Here is a 19,447-nt window from a genome sequence, read left to right on the forward strand (position 1 = left end):
AGCACATTTACGGATAGGTTCTCTACGGAGGTCTTAGAGCATTTTCCCTGTGGCTGGGTATTCCGAAAGGGGCGTGCAGCGGCGTTTTCATTGCGGAAAACGCCCATAGATGCGGAGGGCCTACTCTACACCTACAGGGAAAATGCTCTAATCTCCACACGAGGATGATGACCTCCGAGTGGAGATTATGACCTCCGATTTATTCGTCCGTCTTCTCCCGTTTGTAGGGCGAAGCCATGCGTGCCCGGGCCTCGTTGATGGCGCCCTGGGTGTTGTCGTTGGTCTGGATGGCGAGGCGGTACTCATTCACGGCGCGATCGCGTTGACCGGTAACGTCGAAGATGTTGCCCAGCTTGATGTGGCTCCAAACCTCGGTCCACTTGGGATCGCCGTCTCCGCGTAGGGTATCGCGGAAGGCGTTCGCTGCCGACTGGTAGTTCTTCTGCAGGAAGAAGATCTCGCCGATGCGATAGTTGGCGAGTGATGAGTTCTTGTTCGCGTCCAACGCCTTCTGGTACTCATTCAGCGCGGCGATCAGATCGCCCTGGGCAGCCTGCTGCTGACCGCGCAAGACGGCAACGCGCACGGCAAGATCGGGAGTGGACTTCAGCACCCAGTTGTCCGGATCGATAGTGACACGACGCGGACGCCCGAAGGTTTCAACCGTGTACTGCGACTCGGATCCGGAGACATCGATACGGCGAATCTCGGTCTTACCGTCGGTCTCGATACGCAGCTCTACCGGCATGCGGAAGAGGTCAAGATCCTGGGTGATCTGGCCGATGGTGCGGAAGCCTTTCGAGCTGCCAAGACGGAAGACGGTGTACTTGTTCTGGAAGGCAGGTGCTCCGGTCCCGTCGATCCACTGTGCGAAGAAGGCTTCGAGTGTGGTGGCCTGCGGGTTCATCTTTCCGGCCAGGCTTTGCAGGTCGCTCGACCGGACACTCTTGTCGGTATAGACCGAGAGCAGGTTGCGAAGGAACTTGATGAAGTTGTCGTTGCCGATCTCCCAGCGGAGCATGTGGTAGACCATGGCGCCTTTCTCATACGACATGGACTGGAACTGCGGCGAGAATGGATCCAGTCGGCCGATGGAAGAGATGGGCACCGTGTCATAGGCCAGGGCGCCGGCGGAGATATCGGGAATGGCGCTCTGCAGTGAGTTCTTGCCGTTAGCGTCTTCCATGTACATCAGCTCGGAATAGCGAGCCATGCCATTGGTGATCCAGGCATCGTTCAGGGTCGCGGGAGAGATTTCGCTGCCCCACCACTGGCGTGACACGGTGTTGGCAAGCAGACGATAGCTGTTCCGGTCGGACCAGCGGCTGCCGGCGATGGCGGCGATCTCTGGACCCCAGGTCGAGCTCACGGCATCATCGGGGAGTTCCACCAGGTTCACGCGGGTCGACTCCGGCTGGCCGAAGGTGGAGCTCATGAACTCGAACTCTTTAGCGGCAGTCTCGCCGTAACCGGCGGCATCTCCCGCGTGCTTCTCGGTGGTGTAGGTGCGGATGTTGCCAACGGTCTTCTCGGCGAACTTGCCGGCGATGACAGTTCCTGGAAGTCCCGGCTTGGTCCAGTTGAAGTCGAACTGGGTCTTGCCGCCCGCGATGTCTTTGTGTCCGCCCGCTCCGCTGGCGATTGCGGTCTCGCCCTTGGGGACGACAATGTGCATCTCGGCGGTGAAGCGGTCGGTATAGAGGCCGCTCAAGGGGAACCAGCGGCCGGGGTAGAGCAGGATCGAGATGGGGTCCGCAACGGCGGCGATCTTAATACCTTCTACCGGGCTGGTATCGGCGTCTTTCAGCACGCCGGCATATTCGAAGGTGTAGGTGGCCGTCTCACCCTTGGCCAGCGGCTTGGAGGGGGTGATGTGAACGGTCGAGTCTGTCGCGACGCGGTCGGCCGAGAGGGTCGCTCCGGCGCCGTCGGTCAGTTTGGTGATCTTGAGGCCGTTATTCAGCTCCAGCGTCACGCTGGAGAGGTCCTCCAGGGCGGTGAAGGTGACCTTGGCCGTAGCCGTCAGCTCATTCTTTGACGGGTCGAGATCGGCAGTGATGACGTACCCGCTGACATCGACCTGGGGACGGAGGGGAGCAGCATAAGCGCTGACGGAAATCGCAGCAAGAGCAAGCAGATAGCGGACGCGGCCGGACATTCTCTTCGATATCCTCTGGGGAAATGGTACTCCCAACAGTCGGTTAGACGCAGGTTTCGCCAAGTAGTTGGAGTACCGCTGCTTTTACCCGGCTGATGGCGGTTTCTCCGGGTTTCCCGGGTTCAAGTTGAAGCCGCAGAGCATGCAGGTCATGCCGGACGGCAGCCAGCTTCGCCGGATCGGCCAGCCAGCTTCGTAGTAGATCGGCGAGCTTTTCCGGAGTGAAGTTCTCCTGCAGCAGCTCCGGAACAATTCTGCGGCCGGCGATCAGGTTGGCCATGGCAATGGGCAGGTTGCCATGCTTGTCCAAAGGAGCCGGAATCTCCGGCGGATAAGAGACCAGCTTCTTGGCTAGCCGGAAGGTCAGCGGAGAGACCTTATAGACCACCACAAACGGATTGCCGATCACCGCCGCCTGGACGGTCGCCGTGCCGCTGGCGACGACGCCGACGGTGGCATGGTGCAGGGCTTCGCGGGCGTCCGATACCAGGACCGGGCGGACGGTGGGCTGAGGCAGGGAGGTGATCACCTCTCGGATGACCTCGGGATTCAGAGTCGATGCGACCGGAAGCAGGAACTCGTAGCATGAGCGCCCCAGCATTCCTTCGGGAGACGTGACATGGAACGTTGCCATCACAACAGATTCTTTTCGCGGCTCCAGCATCTCCGGAGGGACGGCAGGATTCAGGGAAAGCTGTTTGGCCGCCTCCAGCATGTTGGGCAGGTTCGCCTGGATCTCTTTCCTACGGCTTCCGGGGAGAAGGGCGATCCAGATTCTGTCAGGGTTTAGGCCGTGCTGCGCAGCGAACTCCTCGCGGCTGGAAGAGGGAAGCGGCAGCTCTGCCAGAGGATGGCCGACAAACTCCGCATCGACGCCGCGCGCCCGGTAGAACGGCTGCTCGAAGGGGAAGATGACCATCATCTTCGAGATACGTTCCTGCACCCAGCGAAGGCGCCGTTTCTTCCAGGCCCAGAGCTGGGGGCTGACGAAGTAAACGACCGGCACCCCCTGCCGATGGAGTTCCTTTGCCAGGCGGAAGTTGACGTCCGGGAAGTCGATCAGCACGGCTACATCCGGCTTCCGGTCGCGGATGGCGCGGATCAGACGGCGATAGCTGGCATAGATCTTCGGGATATGCCGCAGGATCTCGGTGATGCCCATGTGGGCGACGTCTTCGGCACGTACCACGCGCTGTTGTCCGGCGGCTTCCATCTCCAGGCCGCCCAGGCCTACGAAGGTGGCCTGTGGCAGGTCCGCTTTGAGGGCCGCAATCAGTTGCGCGCCATAGTGGTCGCCGCTGGCTTCGCCGGCAGAGACAAAGATCGTCGGGTTGGGCTTAATACGGAGCGAACCAGGCACTGTCAGACTTGGCACCAATGCCTTCAGCCTACTAGGCTAAGGCCGTACCAGGCCAGCCAGTGCAACGCTGCATTAATCCAGGGCCTGCATAGTGAATACATGATGAAGCGTACGATTGCCTGTATGACGTTGTTGAGCAGCTTTGCCATGGCGCAGAGCAGCGATCCCTACCTGGCTCTGATGAAGAAGGCGGGCGAGCATGCCCGCGCGAAAGGTGCAAAGCATACGCCGGTGCTGTCGCCGGTAGACTCCAGCGTTGTTGGACCCAACGCCAAAGTGCGCGTCGATACGCTCCATGCCGCCGGCTTCAAGGTTGTTCCATGGACGACCAACGATGCGGCCAAGATGAAAGCGCTCATTGATCTGGGCGTGGATGGCATCATTTCGGACCGCCCCGACATCCTGCACAAGGTCGTTGAGGATCTTCGCGCCGCAGGAAAGCCGCTGAAGGGCTTCGATATCGCCGCGCATCGCGGCGGACGCGGACTGCGCCCGGAGAATACCCTGCCCTCGTTCGAGAACGGCATGGACCAGGGAGCGACCACGCTGGAAACGGATACCGGCGTCACGACCGACGGCGTCTCCCTTATCTGGCACGATCAGTTCCTCAACCCGGAGAGCTGCCGCCGCGCTGACGGAGCGTCCTACACCATGGAGAACCGTGTCTATATCAACACCATCTCCATGGCGGAGGCTCAGAAGACCTTCATCTGTGACAAGCTGCACTTCGGTCCAGACCAGAAGAACGACCTGGCGCTTTCGCCGGTGGCTGTCGCCTTCGCCCAGCTGGAAAAGATGCCCAGCCCCTACGCCCCCACCAATGCCGCGCAGCTCTTCCGCTTTGTGAAGTTCTACACGGAGTACTACAAGAGCGGGGCAGGAAAGAACACACCTCACGCTGCCGAGCGCGCCGCCACGGGTGCAACGGTGCGGTTCAATCTGGAGACCAAGATCATGCCCGACCGGCTTCCGGCCGAGGTGGCCGGAGCTCAGAACACGAATGTTCCGGCAGACCTCTATAAGAACCACACGGTCGGCCCGCAGCAGTTTGTCGGCGCGCTCTGCGGAGCCATCACGCGGGAGAAGATGATCGGCCGCGCCGAGGTGCAGAGCTTCGACTTCCGGACCCTGCAGCTCGTGGAAGAGCAGTTTCCCGCGATTCCGACGTACTACCTGACGAATAACGCGAAGTTGCTCAGCAGCGAATTCGTTCCCGAGGCGCTTCGTCTTTCGCCGGAAGAGACGAAGTAAAAGATACCGTCCCGTGCTTCTGTGCCCTTGGTGCGGGACGGGTTTTCCTGCGAAAACGCAGGGGTTGAAACCTTATATTCATCTTCTAGTCACCGCCCTGCAACGCAGGTTCCCTACGGTGCAAACATGCGAACCATAGCGAGATTCCTCTTTGCGGTATACGTATGTCTTGCGTGTACCTTGATCTCCCATGCGCAGTACGAGAACGGAAGCATTCTCGGAACGGTGCGCGATGCTTCAGGCGCTGTTATTCCCAACGCAACGGTGACAGTAACCAATACAGCAACCGGCGTTGTGTCGACACGTACTTCAAATGACACGGGTGACTACGAAGTTCCGGCTCTGCGTGTCGGCACTTACAAGGTAGAGGTTACCCGCGAGGGGTTCTCCTCCACGACCGTTCCCAGCGTATCGGTCAGCATCGCGGCACGCCAGCGTGTTGACGTCACGCTCAATGTAGGCGGCGCGTCGCAGGTGATTGAGGTAACTGCTGCCGCGGCCCTTCTGGAGACGGATACCAGCCAGCGCGGCCAGATCGTAACCAACTATCAGACAGCGGCTCTACCGCTCGTCAGCCGTAACTACTCTGACCTGATTGGACTCTCCACCGGTGTGCGTGCGGCTGCCAACAGCCTGTCGTCTACTTCGAACACCGGCCTGGTTCGTGAAGGTTCATTCAATGTCAACGGCCAGCGCTCCATCTTCAATAACTTCCTGTTGGACGGTATGGACAACAACGCCTATGGCGAGTCCAATCAGGGTTTCTCGAACCAGATCATTCAGCCTCCACCGGACTCAATTGCGCAGTTTCAGGTTGTAACCAATAACGAGACCGCGGAATATGGCCGCGCTTCGGGTGCAGTGATCAATGCGGCATTTGCGCAGGGTGCGAACCAGTTCCACGGCCGCGCGTATGAGTTCGTGCGAAACACCGTCCTAAATGCCACTGGTTTCTTCCGTCCGCCGGGTGGCCAGAAGCCGCAATTCAACCGGAATCAGTTTGGTGGAAACTTCAGCGGTCCGATTATGAAGGACAAGCTGTTCTTTTTCCTGGACTACGAAGGATTCCGGCAGGCACGTAAACAGGTGGCCTCGGCGACACTGCCTCAGATCAGCCAGTTGAACGGTGTCTTCAGCCGTCCCGTTGACAATCCTTACACCGGAAAGATATATCCCGCCGGTACTTCCATTCTGAACGACGCGAATATCTCTCCTGCAGCGAAGACAATTGCCGGCCTGATCAAGGGGCTGAACCCTGGCACCGCTACCAGTAACAACTTCACAACGCTGCAGCGCTCGCAGAATTTTTCCGATAAAGGCGATCTTCGTCTCGATTTTACGCCCAATCAGAAGAACTCATTCTTCCTCCGCGTCAGCGATCTGAAGCAGAATGCGACGGATTTCCCGATCTTCGGTCTGCCGCTCGACGGCAACTCCAACGGTAAGCAGCGGATTCTGGATCAACAGGTAGCGGTGGGCTATACACGCGTCATTGCCGCAAACCAGTTGCTCGATGCCCGTCTCGGTCTTTCCCGCACCAAGGCTGGAAAGTACTCTCTCTCGATCGGCACGAATCCGGGCTTTACCTTCCCCGGTCTCCCATCGGATCCCCTCGTCGCAGGCGGCATCCCGTCCATCACCATCACCGGTTTTACGGCGTTGGGAAGACAGGCAACCAACCCGCAGTTCCAGAACCCTGCGCTCCTCGACCCGAAGGTGAATTACTCGTGGGGCGTTGGGAAGCATTCGCTCAAGTTTGGTTATGAGTACCAGAAGATCTGGATGGCGGTACAGGACACGAACCCGTTGTATGGCGGCTTCACGTACGCAGGCGCCTACAGCCGTGACAGCACGACGGCAGCAGCGAACTCAGACAACTACGTTGCCGACTTCCTGTGGGGGGCGACCAGCATCTACACGCTTTCGTCCTACTTCGTTGCCCACCTGCGGAACCAGTCGCACTTTGCGTATGTGCAGGACGACTGGAAGGTATCTCCCAAGCTGACACTGAATATCGGCGTCCGGTATGAGTACACGACGCCCTACTACGAGCAGAAGAATCAGCAGGCGAACTTTGACCCGGCAACGCTTTCGATGGTTACCGCAGCACAGAGCGGTAATCGCTATGCGATGCAGCCGGACAAGAATGACTTTGCTCCGCGGTTCGGCTTCTCGTATGCACTTAGCACGAACACTGTTCTCCGCGGAGGCTACGGCGTTAGCTTCTCGCACTACGATCGCGCCGGTTCCGGCAATATCCTGGCAATCAATCCGCCCAACGCTCTGTTTGTAACGGTGTCGCAGGCTCCGCGGCCCAGTGGTGTGCCGAATGCCAACTACGTGAAGATGGATCAGGGCTTCCCGACAAGCACTCTGAACTTTAACCCGATCACAGCGAACGTTGCCTACATCGACTCGAACCGTTACCGCGACAGCTATGTGCATAACTACTACGTGGACGTTCAGCACGTACTTCCGCACGGCGCTCTGGTGGATGTTGCCTACGTCGGCAACCATGGCCTGAAGCTGCTGCAACTGGCGAATTATAACCAGAAGAACCCGAACCTTAACTACGCGCGCCCGATTCCGTCATGGGGTGATATCACCATCGCCATGCACACAGCGTACTCGCACTATGACTCGTTGCAGGCGCGTTATGAGCAACACCTGATCGGTGGACTTACCCTGTTGAACTCGTTCACCTGGTCGCACGCTCTGGACAATGCAGGTGCTTCGCTGGAAGCCAATACTCCATCTCCGCAGGACTACTACAACCTGCGTGGCGATTATGGACAATCGGAGTACAACCAGCCGCTCTACAACATCACGTCACTGGTATATGAACTCCCGTTTGGTAAGGGACGTCATTGGATGAACACCGGTGGCGTACTGAACGAAGTCCTGGGCCAGTGGCAGGTTTCGGCAATCAATACGGCTGCCAGCGGCTTCCCGTATCAGATCAACTACACTCCGGCTGCAGCGACGCAGGTCTCCGGTATCGCGGCGAGCTATCGCGGAGCCAACCTGTACCGTCCGAACCGGGTTGGCGGTGTACCGCTGAATGTTCTGGATAAATCGAAATCCACGGGAACGGCGTTGCAGTACATCAACCTGGCCGCAGTTTCGTTGCCTACCGCCGGCGGCAATCCATTTGGAAACATGGCTCGTGATCCGGGCCGTGGGCCGACCTTCAACACGCTCAACCTGGCAATCAACAAGCGTTTCCAGACGCCGTTTGAGTCCGTCAAAATTGAGTTCCGTGGGGAGATGTACAACGCCTTCAACCACACCAACTTCACCACGCCGGGCGGCGGCATCAGCGCCGGCACCAGCGGCCTGACGGGTGGCACCATCACCAGCACCTTCGATCCGCGCATCGTGCAGTTTGGAGCGAAGGTTCTGTTCTAGGGTGTAATCCTGTACTTTATCCGGCGGCAGGCGTGACAAACGTCTGCCGCTTTTGTTTGTATGTATGCCATCCGCAATCGATACCGTTTGATATAAGCAATGCGGAGGTCTCACCAGCAATAAAAATGGAATGGACGACACGCACTCGGCGGTTTGGTCGATATCTGGTTTCGGGGCTTGCCGCGCCGACGGTCTTTTTCCTGGTCAAGGTTATTTTGGGCGGGTTTAATCGCAATCAATCCACATTCGGTTATGTGCACGATCTCTTTTCGGTTTTTCTGCTCTTTGCCGTCTGTGGGGAACTGATCGCCGTTGGCATTGGCTACCCAATTTATTCCTTTGTAAAGAAGGTGACGGCGATGACTGTGATGACCTACGTGATCGGAGGCGGGGCCGTTGCTTTAGCTGCGATGGCTCTATTTTTCTCGTTTGGATGGCGGGTCTTTCTAGGTGGTTACTCTCTGCGGAACACGTCATTTCTAGCCATTCTTTTTGTGCTTGCAGGTTCGTGCAGCGGATTGGTGTGGTTTTTTCTGGATTGCCAACCAGATGATAAGCACCTTCGATACATGAACCGCCAGGACTAAGACATAAAGTTCTTTCGCCAGCCGAGTCTTGTTGAACGTACGTCAGTTCGTGAATATGCTTTCTACGAGAGGGAAATCCTAGGATGCGTTTGTTGGGGAAGGCTGTAGCGGCCGCTGCGATGGCGGCGGCATGTGTCTCGGCGGTGGCCGATGAGTATCACGCAAAACCGAAGCTGGTTGTCATTCTGGTTCTGGACCAGATGCGCGGCGATTATCTTGACCGGTATCGCGACGATTTTAAGACCGCGAACGGCTTCAATCTCTTCCTGAAGAAGGGTGCGCACTTTACCGATTGCTACTACGACTACGCCAATACCCACACGGCTCCTGGCCACTCGACCATCGGTACCGGAGCCTATACCGATGGCCATGGCATCCAGGCCAACCAGTGGTGGGATTTCTCGCGGTCTACCGAGCATGTCTACTCCTCCGTAGATGACGATGACTATAAGGTCGTCGGGGCGCCCGTTGGGGCGACCATCACTCCCGGTCAGTCACCGCGGAACCTGATGGCTTCCACTTTGGGCGATGAGATTGTGCTGGCGACCCATGGCGAGGCGAAGGTCTTCGGCATCTCGCTGAAAGATCGCGCTGCGATTCTTACCTCGGGGCATGCTACGCAGGGCGCCTTCTGGATCGATCAGAAGTCCGGCCACTTTATCACCTCGACCTACTGGATGAACGATCTGCCGGCATATGTCGCGAAGTTCAACGCCAGCGGCAAGGCTGAGGCAGCGGCCAAAGAGGTCGGCGGCAAGGGGCAGAACTTCTATAACGAGGTTGGCGCAACCCCGGCTGGTATCCGCTACGAGCTCGAGTTTGCGGAAAACGTGATTGACGCCGAGCAGCTTGGCAAGCACGCGGTCACCGACATGGTGACGATCAGCCTGTCGTCGACCGATATCCTCGGACATGCCGTCGGGCCGAACGATCCTAAACAGCGTGCCCTCCTGGATGGAGCCGATATAGAACTGGACAAGTTCTTTACCTGGCTGAATACGCATGTTGACGGTGGCATGGCGAATGTCTGGGTGGCCATGTCGGGCGATCACGGTGTTGCTCCGGCAGTTGGTGAAACGCAGAAGCTGGGCATGCCTGCAAATACGTTTTCATACGCCGGCCTGATCGATGCCATGAACGAGGAACTGACGAAGAAGCTCTCTCCGGGCAATCCGCAGAAGTTCCTGCTTCAGGGAGGGGAGTACGCCTACTTCCCGCTGGATCAGCGTGTGTGGGAGAAGCTGCATATGTCTGAGGCCGATGCCGAAAACATGGTGGCCGCTATGCTGCCTGAGGTAATGGCAAAGACGCAGCCGGGGCTACCTGGATCAAAGCCGGCATCGAGGCCGCTGGTGCGGCGTGTGTTCACGAAGGCGCAGATGGCATCGGGCAATCTGCCGAACAACGATCTCGGCCGCCTGCTGCAGCACAGCTACTCGCCCAACGGCGGATGGCAGGTCTTTGCGCTCTTCGGCGAATACCAGCTCCCGGGTGCGGCGACGGGCACAACGCACTATGCGCCGTACTCGTATGACCGTCACGTGCCGCTGGACTTCTACGGTTCAGCTTTCATTCCAGGCACGTATCACGACCGCGTTGCTCCGGTAGACATCGCCGCGACCTTTGCTTCGTTGCTCCGCATCAATCAGCCCTCCGCCGCGGTGGGGCATGTGTTGACGCAGATTCTGAAGCCTGAGGTAGAGCCCGCCGCCGCGGCCCCTAGGACAAAGTGAGGATGCGCGGACAGGGAGACTCTTGATAAAGTTCTAGCCGTGATCACACGGCGTAGCTTTCTTGGTTCTCTGTCCGCGGTCTCCGCTGGTCTGGCGGTATCCGACGCTCTCCCCCTCAAGGCTTTTGCGAAGTCAACCGCTGCTTCTGCCAGCGATGTGACCAAGTATGTGAAGATCGCCATCGGTACCGGCGGTCACGGGCACACCTATCCCGGCGCGACCGTGCCGTGGGGAGCGGTTCAGCTGAGCCCCGATACTGGCGTGAAGGGCTGGGACCATTGCTCCGGATATCACTGGGACGACAAGACCATCCTTGGCTTCAGCCATACCCATCTCAGCGGTACCGGCGCTGCCGACCTGCTCGACTTCCTGGTTGTGCCGCGGGTCGGAGCGGTAAAGCTGGCGCCGTCGGAGTATCAGCAGAGCTTCTCGCATGACGAAGAGGTTTCGCGTCCGGGGTATTACAGCGTCAAGCTGAAGGACTCCGGTATCTTCGCTGAGCTGTCAGCGACGGAGCGTTGCGGCGTCCACCGCTATACCTTCCCGGAGTCGAAGTCCGCGACGATCATGCTGGACATGACGCATCTGATCGAAGGCAATCCGCAAAAGGTCAACTGGGCGAAGGTGAAGGTGGAAGGCCACCGCATGGTGACCGGCGGGCGCAGCACACAGCTCTGGTCTCCCGGACGCGAGATCTACTTTGCGATGGAGTTCTCACGTCCCGCGGACTCGATCCAGATCTTTGCCGATGACAAGCCGGTGCAGGGAGAGACCTCCAACGAGCCACGTTTGAAAGTCGTGGCTCACTTCCATACGACGGCAGGAGAGAAGATCCTGGTCAAGACAGGGATCTCCGGCATCAGCACCGAGGGCGCACTCGCAAATCTGAAGGCCGAGGTTCCCCACTGGGACTTCGACACAGTGCAGCATAAGGCGCACCAGGCATGGCAGGAGGCGCTCGGCGCCATCCAGGTGGAGACGGAGAACACCCGCCACAAGGAGATCTTCTATACCGGCCTGTATCACACCATGTTGGCGCCGACGCTCTTTGACGATGTGACCGGCAAGTACGCGGGCATGGACGGCAAGGTGCACGATCTGCCCGCGGGGCTGCACAACTACTCCACCTTCTCGCTGTGGGATACCTATCGCGCGCTGCATCCGCTCTACACGCTGATCGCTCCGGAGAAGGTGCCTGACCTGGTCAACTGCCTGATCCGCGAGGCGGAGCAGAGCCCGGGCGGCGTGCCCATCTGGCCGTTGCAGCAGAAGGAGACCTTCTGCATGGTCGGCTATCACTCCGCACCGGTCGTTGCCGAGGCGCTTGTAAAGGGCTTCCAGGGCATCGATGCCAAGGCTGCCTACAAGGTCTTCCGCAAGCGCGCCATGGTTGATGACTATCGGGGTCTGGGAGCGTATCGCAAGTATGGCTACATCCCTTGCGACGTCGAGGAAGAGAACGCCTCGAAGACGATGGACTACGCCTACGACGACTCTGCTGTTGCGGCTATTGCCAAGGCTGCAGGTGAGCAGCAGGAGTCGGAGCAGTTGCACAAGCGTTCAAAGAACTACCGCAACCTCTACGACAAGGAGACCGGCTTCATTCGTCCGAAGTATACTGACGGGCACTGGGCCGGTCCGTTTGCTCCGAATGCGATCAGTGTCTCGCGCAAGTGGCGGGACTACACCGAGTCCAATGCGTGGGTTACGACCTTCAGCGTGCAGCACGACCCCAATGGCCTCGCAGAGTTGATGGGCGGGAAGCAGGCTCTCGAGAAGAAGCTCGATGACCTGTTCTCGGCCGACTCCACGCAGCCGCCGGACATGCCCCCCGATGTGGCAGGTCTGGTCGGTCAGTATGCCCACGGCAATGAGCCCAGCCATCACATTGCCTATCTCTACAACTACGCGGGCGTTCCCGAGAAGGCGCAGAAGCGTCTTCGCAGCTTGATGGAGACGATGTACGACAACAAGCCTAACGGCATGCAGGGCAACGAGGACTGCGGCCAGATGTCAGCCTGGTATGTGCTGAGCGCTCTGGGTATCTATCCTGTCGATCCCGTAAGCGCGACCTGGGATGTCGGAACGCCGCTCTTCGATCGTGCGACGCTCGAGGTTGGCAATGGCAAGACACTAACCATCGAGACGAAGCGCAGCTCTGCCGATGCGGCCATTGTGAAGAGCGTCACCTTCAATGGCGAAAAGCATGAAGGACTGACCTTCGAGCACGCTGCTCTGGCAAAGGGCGGGAAGATCGTCTTCGAGATGGTGTAGAGCATTTTCCCTGTTGTAGAGAAAAATGCTCCAGTCTGCGTCATTTGACGCTCGACTCTCCGCGTGTTGCGATGGAGATGTGAACGTTTCAAAACAGCTTCCGGTCGATCTCATTCTTCCGGAAGTTGTCCAGCATCTCCTCGCAACGCCTTCTCTTGTGATTGAAGCGGCTCCGGGCGCGGGTAAGACGACCCGCGTTCCTCCGGCGCTGCTCAAGATCCTTCCCGGCGAAGTCATCGTTCTCGAGCCGCGGCGTATAGCGGCTCGTATGGCCGCGCGACGTGTCGCCCAGGAGATGGGCGAACAGGTCGGTGAGACGGTCGGCTACCAGGTTCGCTTCGAAGAGGTCTCCGGCCCGCGGACGCGGCTGCGTTTTGTCACCGAAGGTGTGCTGACGCGCCGCCTGCTCTCGGACACGCAACTCAAGGGTGTCAGCGCCGTTGTGCTCGATGAGTTCCACGAGCGGCACCTTGATGGCGATCTGGCCTTGGGGCTGTTGCGAAGACTGCAGGCGACGACGCGCCCGGACCTGAAGATCGTCGTCATGTCGGCCACGCTGGATGCCGCTCCGATTGCTCAGTATCTGGATAACTGCCCGATCGTGCGCAGCGAGGGCCGCGCCTTTCCACTGCAGCTGGATTACACAGGCTACTCCGCGGCTCCGTTAGAGCAGCAGGTCGCGCACGGGGTGGAGACGCTTCTCTCCGAGGGCGAGACCGGAGACACGCTGGTCTTCCTGCCTGGTACTGCTGAGATTCGCCGCGCCATCCGCGAGCTTGAGCCCATCGCGCGCCGAAGAGACATACTGCTGGTTCCGCTCTTTGGCGAGCTCTCTCCGGCCGAGCAGGATATGGCCGTGCAGAAGGCGTCGAAGCAGAAGATCATCGTCTCGACGAACGTTGCTGAGAGCTCGGTCACGGTGGAAGGTGTGACGGCGGTCATCGATAGTGGTCTGGCTCGTATTGCGGGGCACTCGCATTGGACTGGGCTTCCTATTCTTGAAGTACAGCGCGTCAGCCAGGCCAGCGCGAAACAGCGAGCGGGACGTGCCGGCCGTACCGCACCCGGCCGTGTGATTCGGCTGTATGCCGAAGAGGACTTCCGCCGCCGCCCTGAGGTCGATCGCCCGGAGATCGTACGCGAAGATCTTAGCGGCATGGTTCTCGGCCTTCGTGCGATGGGCCTCAGCCTCGATGAGATTCCGTGGCTCGATGCTCCGCCTTCAGAGGCAGTTGCGGCTGCGAATGCATTGCTCGATCGCCTGGGTGCGACTGGAGAGTCCGCGAAACAACTCGCCAGACTTCCAGTTGAGCCGCGTCTCTCGCGTGTCGTGCAGGAAGCGATGCGCCGCGGCGTTGGAGAGAGCGGATGTGCGCTCGCCGGTCTGCTGGCCTCGGGGGTGCGCATTGAAAAGGGTGACATCCTCGAAGCCATGGATCAGCCCATGGATGACCGCGTCCGCCGTCAGGTCGACCAGTTGAAGCGCGCTGCCCGTCCGCCGAAGCAAGCGAAACACAATGACGAAGCTTTACTGATCAGTGTGTTGGCAGGTTTCCCCGACCGTGTCGCTCGGCGACGTGCCGGCAATACCGTGATGCTTACCGGCGGCATGGGAGCTGAGGTCTTCGGCCATCCTCGTCCTTATGAGTTTCTACTGGCGCTCGACGCGGAGGAACGCAAGGAGCGTGGAGCCCCGCTGATTCGCCTGACGGCACGCATGGAACCGGAGTGGCTGATCGATCTCTTTCCGGAGCGCGTCGTCGAGAAACGCGAGGTGGTCTGGAATCGTCAGGGCGAACGTGCAGAAGCGATCAGTTCACTGGAGTACGACGGACTGGTGCTGGAAGAATCGCGTGGCCCTGCAAACGAAGAAGAAGCTGCTGCTGTTCTCGCACATGAGGCGGTTACTCTCGGTGTCGAGCGTTTTGTCGATCCCGAAGCGCTAGTCGAGCTACAGGCGCGGATTGCCTTCGCCGGAGTAGAGGCCATCGATATCGAAGGGACGTTGCGCGAGCTCTGCTACGGGCTCAAGCGCTTTGCGGAGCTGCGCAAGGTTGCTTCGACAGATCTGCTGCCGTTGCTGGAGCAGCGTGCAGGTCGTCTGGATGAGCTTGCTCCCGCGAAGCTGAAGCTTGCTGGTGGACGCTGGGTGAAGGTGCACTACGATCTTGGGAAGCCACCGTGGATCGAGTCCCGGCTGCAGGACTTCTTCGGAATGAAGGAGACGCCGCGTATCGGTCGCGACCGCACGCCGGTGGTGGTTCACCTGTTGGCGCCGAACCATCGTGCTGTGCAGACGACAACCGATCTTGCGGGCTTCTGGCAGCGGCTGTATCCGGAGGTGCGTCGAGAGCTGATGCGCCGCTATCCGCGTCATCAGTGGCCGGAGAAGCCGGTGTAGGCAGAATGCACCGGGTGTCTGAAGTTGTATTTTTATTTGTCATTTCGCAGCGAAGCGGAGAAATCTGCTTCTCACTTCCTCAGCCTCAGCGATTCTGTCAGGAGAAACACGTATCGCGCTTTGCGCGATACGTGTTTCTCCTTTTTTCAACGGAGAATGGCAACAAGCAGATTTCTCCGCTCCCTTTGGTCGATCCACCCCAACCAGCAAGCTGGTCGGGGGCCCCGGTCGCTACGAAATGACAAACAAAAAAGAAACTACTGCGTAGCCGGCAACGCTGTTGCCTCAGGCTCATGCTTCCACGTCACCTGTCCGCGCGCGTTGATCACGAACCAGTAGAAGACTGTTCCAGTCAACAGAAACGCACTCGCTATCGAGAAGGCCGCTCCAAAACCGTGAGTCGCTGCCAGTGTCGCTCCTGTCAGCCATGCTGAGAGTGTGGCCGAAAGATTCGCAAAGAGGTTCTGCAAGCTCGTCCATTTCGCTGCCGCTCGCGGTCCAGACAGCGATTGGGTTAGCGCCCAGTTGTTCGAGGTGAAGAGCCCCAGCCCGAAGCTGGCGATCATCATCGCTCCCATGCTGACTGCCTGCCGGTTCGACGCCACGACAACAATCAGAGAGATCGCTGCCACAATGCAGCCGATGCACACCGTACCTTTGCGGACCATCACCGCATTGCGGCCCTGCCGCACCAGCCGGTCTGAGACCACACCGGCAACGCCACACGCCACCGAAAGGCACCAGAAGGGCAGAGAACTGACAACCACTAGTTGCTTGGCGCTGTAGTGATAGCGCTGCTCGAAGTAGTAGGGAAGCCAGCTTACAAACATGCTCCAGGCATAGTTGCTTCCGATGTGGCCGATAGCCGCGCCCCAGAACTGCCGCTGCGCCGCGACCTGCAAGTACGTGGGAGACCACGCGCGCTCACCTCCGCGCGACACACGGATCGAGCGTGTGGCCACGAACCACAGTGGGATCCACAGCATGCTCCCCAGGCCGAGAACGAGAAACATCATCCGCCATCCGGATGCGGCAACAATGGCCGTGCCGGCCATGATGCCAAGCGCCGGCCCAATCTTGGTGCCGACGTCGATCAGGCTGTTGGCGGTGCCGCGTAACTCTTCCGGAAAGAGCCTGGTGATGAGTGCTGAGGTCGCCGGAAAGCTTACCGACTCGCCGCAGCCGAGGAGCAGGCGCAGCGTGAAGAGCACGGTAAAGCTACTGAGGGTAATGCCAAAGAGATGCAGATCGCGGCTGAGGCCGGTGGCGGCGGTTGCCAGTGACCAGACCACAAAGGCCAGGCCGAAGACCTTGGCTGCGTCAAACCGTTCCAGTAGTTTGCCGACGGCGAGCTGCATCAGCGTGTAAGAGAGAAAGAAGGCGGAGCTGAGCAGGCCAAGCTGCCTCTCGTCCAGGGAGAGATCATGCTTCAGGCTGGTGAGCGCAATCGACAGGCTGCCGCGGTCGATGAAGCAGATGCCCATCGCCAGCACCAGCAGCAGAAGGATCTGCCATTCTTTCGAGCGCTTCGGCGCAATCTCAGGCACGGTCTTAGGGCCTGCCTTTCACAGCCAGTTGCAGCATCGTCTCGGCCACGCGGTCATAGTCGTGCCGCAACACGGCACCCTCGTAGACGAAGTTTCCGGTCACCGGTTCCACTCCAAGCGCGCGTACCGCATCGAGGTCAGCCACGATTGGCGCCTGGCCCTCGCGGGCGTACTGCGCCAGCGACGCCGGACTGATGGGGGCGGTATTGATCAGGGCATAGTCGAAGAGACGGTAGCTGCCGGCGTGGTCCATGATCTTCTGGATATGCTGTGAGGCGGTCAGGCCCAGCGACTCGTTCGCCTGGGTCATCAGATTGCAGACATAGATACGGGTCGCTTTGGCTGCTGCAATCGCTTCGGGGATCCCACGGACCAGCAGGTTGGTGACCAGAGAGGTGTAAAGGGAGCCGGGCCCAACGCTGATGAGATCTGCCTGACGGATCGCTTCCAGCGTCTCAGGCACGGGATGCGCTTCGGCGGGTTCGAGGTACAGCTCGTGAATCCGCTGCTTGCTCGCCGTGATGCTGGTCTCTCCGTGAACATGGCTGCCGTCGTCCATCAGGGCCGCGAGGGAGACATTGTCGGTTGTCGCCGGATAGATGCGTCCGCGCGTGGCCAGTATCTGGGAGGAGTGCTGCACTGCCAGCGCAAAGTCTCCGCAGAGATCGTCCAGCGCTGCCAGGAAGAGGTTTCCCAGGGAGTGCCCTTCCAGCTCGCCCTGTCCGAAGCGGTACTGAAAGAGCCGGGAGAGCAGGTGCTCATCCTCCGACAATGCCACCAGGCAGTTGCGGACATCTCCAGGGGGCAGCATGTTGAAGTCTTCACGCAGACGCCCGGAGGAGCCGCCATCGTCGGTTACCGTCACAATGGCCGCCAGATCGGCGAGTTGGCAGGGACCGTCGGCACAGCCAGAGGAGGTAGCTCCGGAAACAGCGACATACCGCTTCAGACCGCGAAGCAGCGTGGAGAGGCCAGTACCGCCTCCGATAGCGACGGCACGTAGAGCAGTTGGGGGAACGGACCGCATTCCCGCCAGTGTACGGGAAAAGCTTGAGGAGACAGAGCCATCCCCTCAAAGCGCGGTGGCATCATAAAGACGTGCCCCTGCCGGAAGTAACATTTCAAAAATGTTACTTGAGTTACCGGATTTTCTCTGAGATGATGACTTTTGATGTCGTACGATTGCCCGGCCGACATAAAAGGCGTCCAGACCAGAACGGCCGAAGGGCATGACATGGAGTGTTGCTATGCACGACTTGATCGTTGTAGTTGCTTGCCTCGGCGTGGTTCTTATCCCGGCCGCCGTCCTCGCGTTTCGTGGTGAGGAAGCCCAGGAAGAGTAACCACCCACTGTGGTAGCATCGGGCCACCGTGAAGAATCCGAATAGCGCCCACCAGCGTCTGACGCCGTCGCAGAGGAATGCATTCATCGCATGTTTTCTCGGATGGTCGCTGGATGCCTTTGATTTCTTTATCTTTAACTTCTGTATTACGGCGATCGCCGCGGACTTTCACGTCAAACGTGCTGTTGTCGTCGAAGGTACCTTCTGGACGCTGGCCATGCGGCCGCTGGGAGCGCTGATCTTCGGAGCCCTGGCTGAACGTTGGGGGCGCCGCCGTACCCTGATGCTCAACGTCATCAGCTTTTCGATCTTCGAGCTCGCCAGCGCCTTTGCGCCCACACTTACCTTCCTGATGATTACCCGCGCGCTCTTCGGCATCGCCATGGGCGGCGAGTGGGGCGTCGGCGCGGCGCTTGCGTTCGAAACGCTGCCGAAGGAGCGGCGAGGCTTCTTCTCCGGCCTGTTGCAGGAGGGCTACGTCACCGGCAACCTGATCGCCGGCCTGGTCTACGCTTTGGTCTTCCCGCATCTGCATATGGGCGGCTCCTGGGCGCCCTGGCGGACGATGTTCATCATCGGCGCTGCACCCACATTGCTTGTCTTCTACATCCGCAGCAAGGTGGAAGAGAGCCCAGCCTGGATCGCAGGGCGTGGCGAGACAGCAGTGGCTCCTAAGAGGGGACTCTCGCTGCACGACATCAGGACGTACCTTCCATCGTTCGTCTTTCTCATTCTGCTGATGACCGCCTTTACCTCCTTTAGTCATGGATCGCAGGATCTCTATCCGACCTTCCTGCAGGCCGATCGCGGGACCAACGACTTCTGGAAGGGGATGATCTCGAATGTCTCCAGCGTCGGAGCACTGGCGGGCGGCATTACCTTCGGCAGCCTGTCGGAGAGGATCGGGCGAAGGCGTGCCATCATTTTTGCCGCGCTGCTTGCCATCCCGATGATTCCGCTCTGGGCATGGACGCATCACTTTGTCCTGATCGCGCTCGGCGGCTTCCTGATGCAGTTCGCCATCCAGGGTGCGTGGGGAGTGGTTCCGGCCTATCTGAACGAGATGGCCCCTTCGGCCGTACGTGCGACCTTCCCGGGGGTAGCGTACCAGCTCGGCAATCTGCTCTCGTCACGCAATGACGTCTTTCAGGAGAAGATCGCCGAACATCATTTCGGCGGCGATCTGACAGTGGTTCTCAGTGCAACCGTCGCCGTTGTTGCCATCATCCTGGCGATCATGACGGCGCTGGCGAAGGAGCGCAAAGGCCTGGATATGTCACAAGCGCTTTGATAATTGAATGATTGAATAATTGAAGGATTGAATAAGATCTAAAGCGAAGCGGAAAGGGCGCGGCAGAAGCCGCGCCCTTCGTTATTCAATTCTT

At 59.3% G+C, this 19,447-nt stretch carries 11 protein-coding genes; 7 read left to right on the forward strand and 4 right to left on the reverse strand.

Annotation, left to right across the window (positions count from 1 at the left end):
* Nucleotides 1-199: 199 nt before the first annotated feature.
* Nucleotides 200-2,158 (reverse strand): M1 family aminopeptidase, encoded by a 1,959-nt coding sequence (locus FTW19_RS12855; RefSeq protein WP_147648009.1) that lies wholly within the window; start codon nt 2,156-2,158, stop codon nt 200-202.
* A 43-nt stretch (nt 2,159-2,201) separates the two neighbouring features.
* Nucleotides 2,202-3,533, reverse strand: a complete 1,332-nt coding sequence (locus FTW19_RS12860) for a lipid-A-disaccharide synthase (RefSeq protein ID WP_246153266.1) — start codon at nt 3,531-3,533, stop codon at nt 2,202-2,204.
* A gap of 84 nt (nt 3,534-3,617) precedes the next feature.
* On the opposite strand from FTW19_RS12860, the gene FTW19_RS12865 reads away from it, so the two are divergent.
* The 6 genes from FTW19_RS12865 to hrpB all read left to right on the forward strand — a co-directional run bounded on the left by FTW19_RS12865 (nt 3,618) and on the right by hrpB (nt 15,172).
* Complete coding sequence (locus tag FTW19_RS12865) at nt 3,618-4,769, forward strand: glycerophosphodiester phosphodiesterase family protein (protein ID WP_147648010.1); 1,152 nt, start codon at nt 3,618-3,620, stop codon at nt 4,767-4,769.
* A 126-nt stretch (nt 4,770-4,895) separates the two neighbouring features.
* Nucleotides 4,896-8,177, forward strand: a complete 3,282-nt coding sequence (locus FTW19_RS12870; RefSeq protein WP_147648011.1) for a TonB-dependent receptor — start codon at nt 4,896-4,898, stop codon at nt 8,175-8,177.
* 125 nt (nt 8,178-8,302) lie between these two features.
* Entirely contained in the window at nt 8,303-8,764 is a 462-nt protein-coding gene (locus FTW19_RS12875) for a hypothetical protein (RefSeq protein ID WP_147648012.1), read from the forward strand.
* An 83-nt stretch (nt 8,765-8,847) separates the two neighbouring features.
* Complete coding sequence (locus FTW19_RS12880; RefSeq protein ID WP_147648013.1) at nt 8,848-10,497, forward strand: alkaline phosphatase family protein; 1,650 nt, start codon at nt 8,848-8,850, stop codon at nt 10,495-10,497.
* A 39-nt stretch (nt 10,498-10,536) separates the two neighbouring features.
* On the forward strand, nt 10,537-12,771 hold the full coding sequence (locus FTW19_RS12885; protein ID WP_246153268.1) for a GH92 family glycosyl hydrolase: 2,235 nt from the start codon (nt 10,537-10,539) through the stop codon (nt 12,769-12,771).
* Nucleotides 12,772-12,850: 79 nt separating this feature from the next.
* Entirely contained in the window at nt 12,851-15,172 is a 2,322-nt protein-coding gene (gene hrpB, locus FTW19_RS12890; RefSeq protein ID WP_246153269.1) for an ATP-dependent helicase HrpB, read from the forward strand.
* A gap of 257 nt (nt 15,173-15,429) precedes the next feature.
* Here the strand turns inward: hrpB and FTW19_RS12895 are convergent, their stop codons facing one another.
* Both FTW19_RS12895 and FTW19_RS12900 read right to left on the reverse strand, forming a co-directional pair.
* On the reverse strand, nt 15,430-16,719 hold the full coding sequence (locus FTW19_RS12895; RefSeq protein WP_147648015.1) for an MFS transporter: 1,290 nt from the start codon (nt 16,717-16,719) through the stop codon (nt 15,430-15,432).
* A gap of 4 nt (nt 16,720-16,723) precedes the next feature.
* Nucleotides 16,724-17,746 carry a gluconeogenesis factor YvcK family protein gene (locus FTW19_RS12900; RefSeq protein ID WP_147648016.1) on the reverse strand — a complete coding sequence of 341 codons (1,023 nt, stop codon included), beginning with the start codon at nt 17,744-17,746 and terminating at the stop codon, nt 16,724-16,726.
* Nucleotides 17,747-18,090: 344 nt separating this feature from the next.
* On the opposite strand from FTW19_RS12900, the gene FTW19_RS12905 reads away from it, so the two are divergent.
* The gene (locus tag FTW19_RS12905; RefSeq protein WP_147648017.1) at nt 18,091-19,353 is read left to right on the forward strand and encodes an MFS transporter; all 1,263 of its coding nucleotides are present in this window, start codon (nt 18,091-18,093) and stop codon (nt 19,351-19,353) included.
* Nucleotides 19,354-19,447: the final 94 nt, after the last annotated feature.

It is taken from the genome of Terriglobus albidus (assembly GCF_008000815.1).
GTDB lineage: Bacteria > Acidobacteriota > Terriglobia > Terriglobales > Acidobacteriaceae > Terriglobus > Terriglobus albidus_A.

What these genes read in the sequence shown, in the direction of transcription:
- FTW19_RS12865 (WP_147648010.1), top strand. Translation starts at nt 3,618, where the DNA reads ATGATGAAGCGTACGATTGCCTGTATGACGTTGTTGAGCAGCTTTGCC.
- FTW19_RS12875 (WP_147648012.1), top strand. Translation starts at nt 8,303, where the DNA reads ATGGAATGGACGACACGCACTCGGCGGTTTGGTCGATATCTGGTTTCG.
- FTW19_RS12870 (WP_147648011.1), top strand. Translation starts at nt 4,896, where the DNA reads ATGCGAACCATAGCGAGATTCCTCTTTGCGGTATACGTATGTCTTGCG.
- FTW19_RS12900 (WP_147648016.1), bottom strand. Translation starts at nt 17,746, where the DNA reads ATGCGGTCCGTTCCCCCAACTGCTCTACGTGCCGTCGCTATCGGAGGC.
- FTW19_RS12880 (WP_147648013.1), top strand. Translation starts at nt 8,848, where the DNA reads ATGCGTTTGTTGGGGAAGGCTGTAGCGGCCGCTGCGATGGCGGCGGCA.
- FTW19_RS12855 (WP_147648009.1), bottom strand. Translation starts at nt 2,158, where the DNA reads ATGTCCGGCCGCGTCCGCTATCTGCTTGCTCTTGCTGCGATTTCCGTC.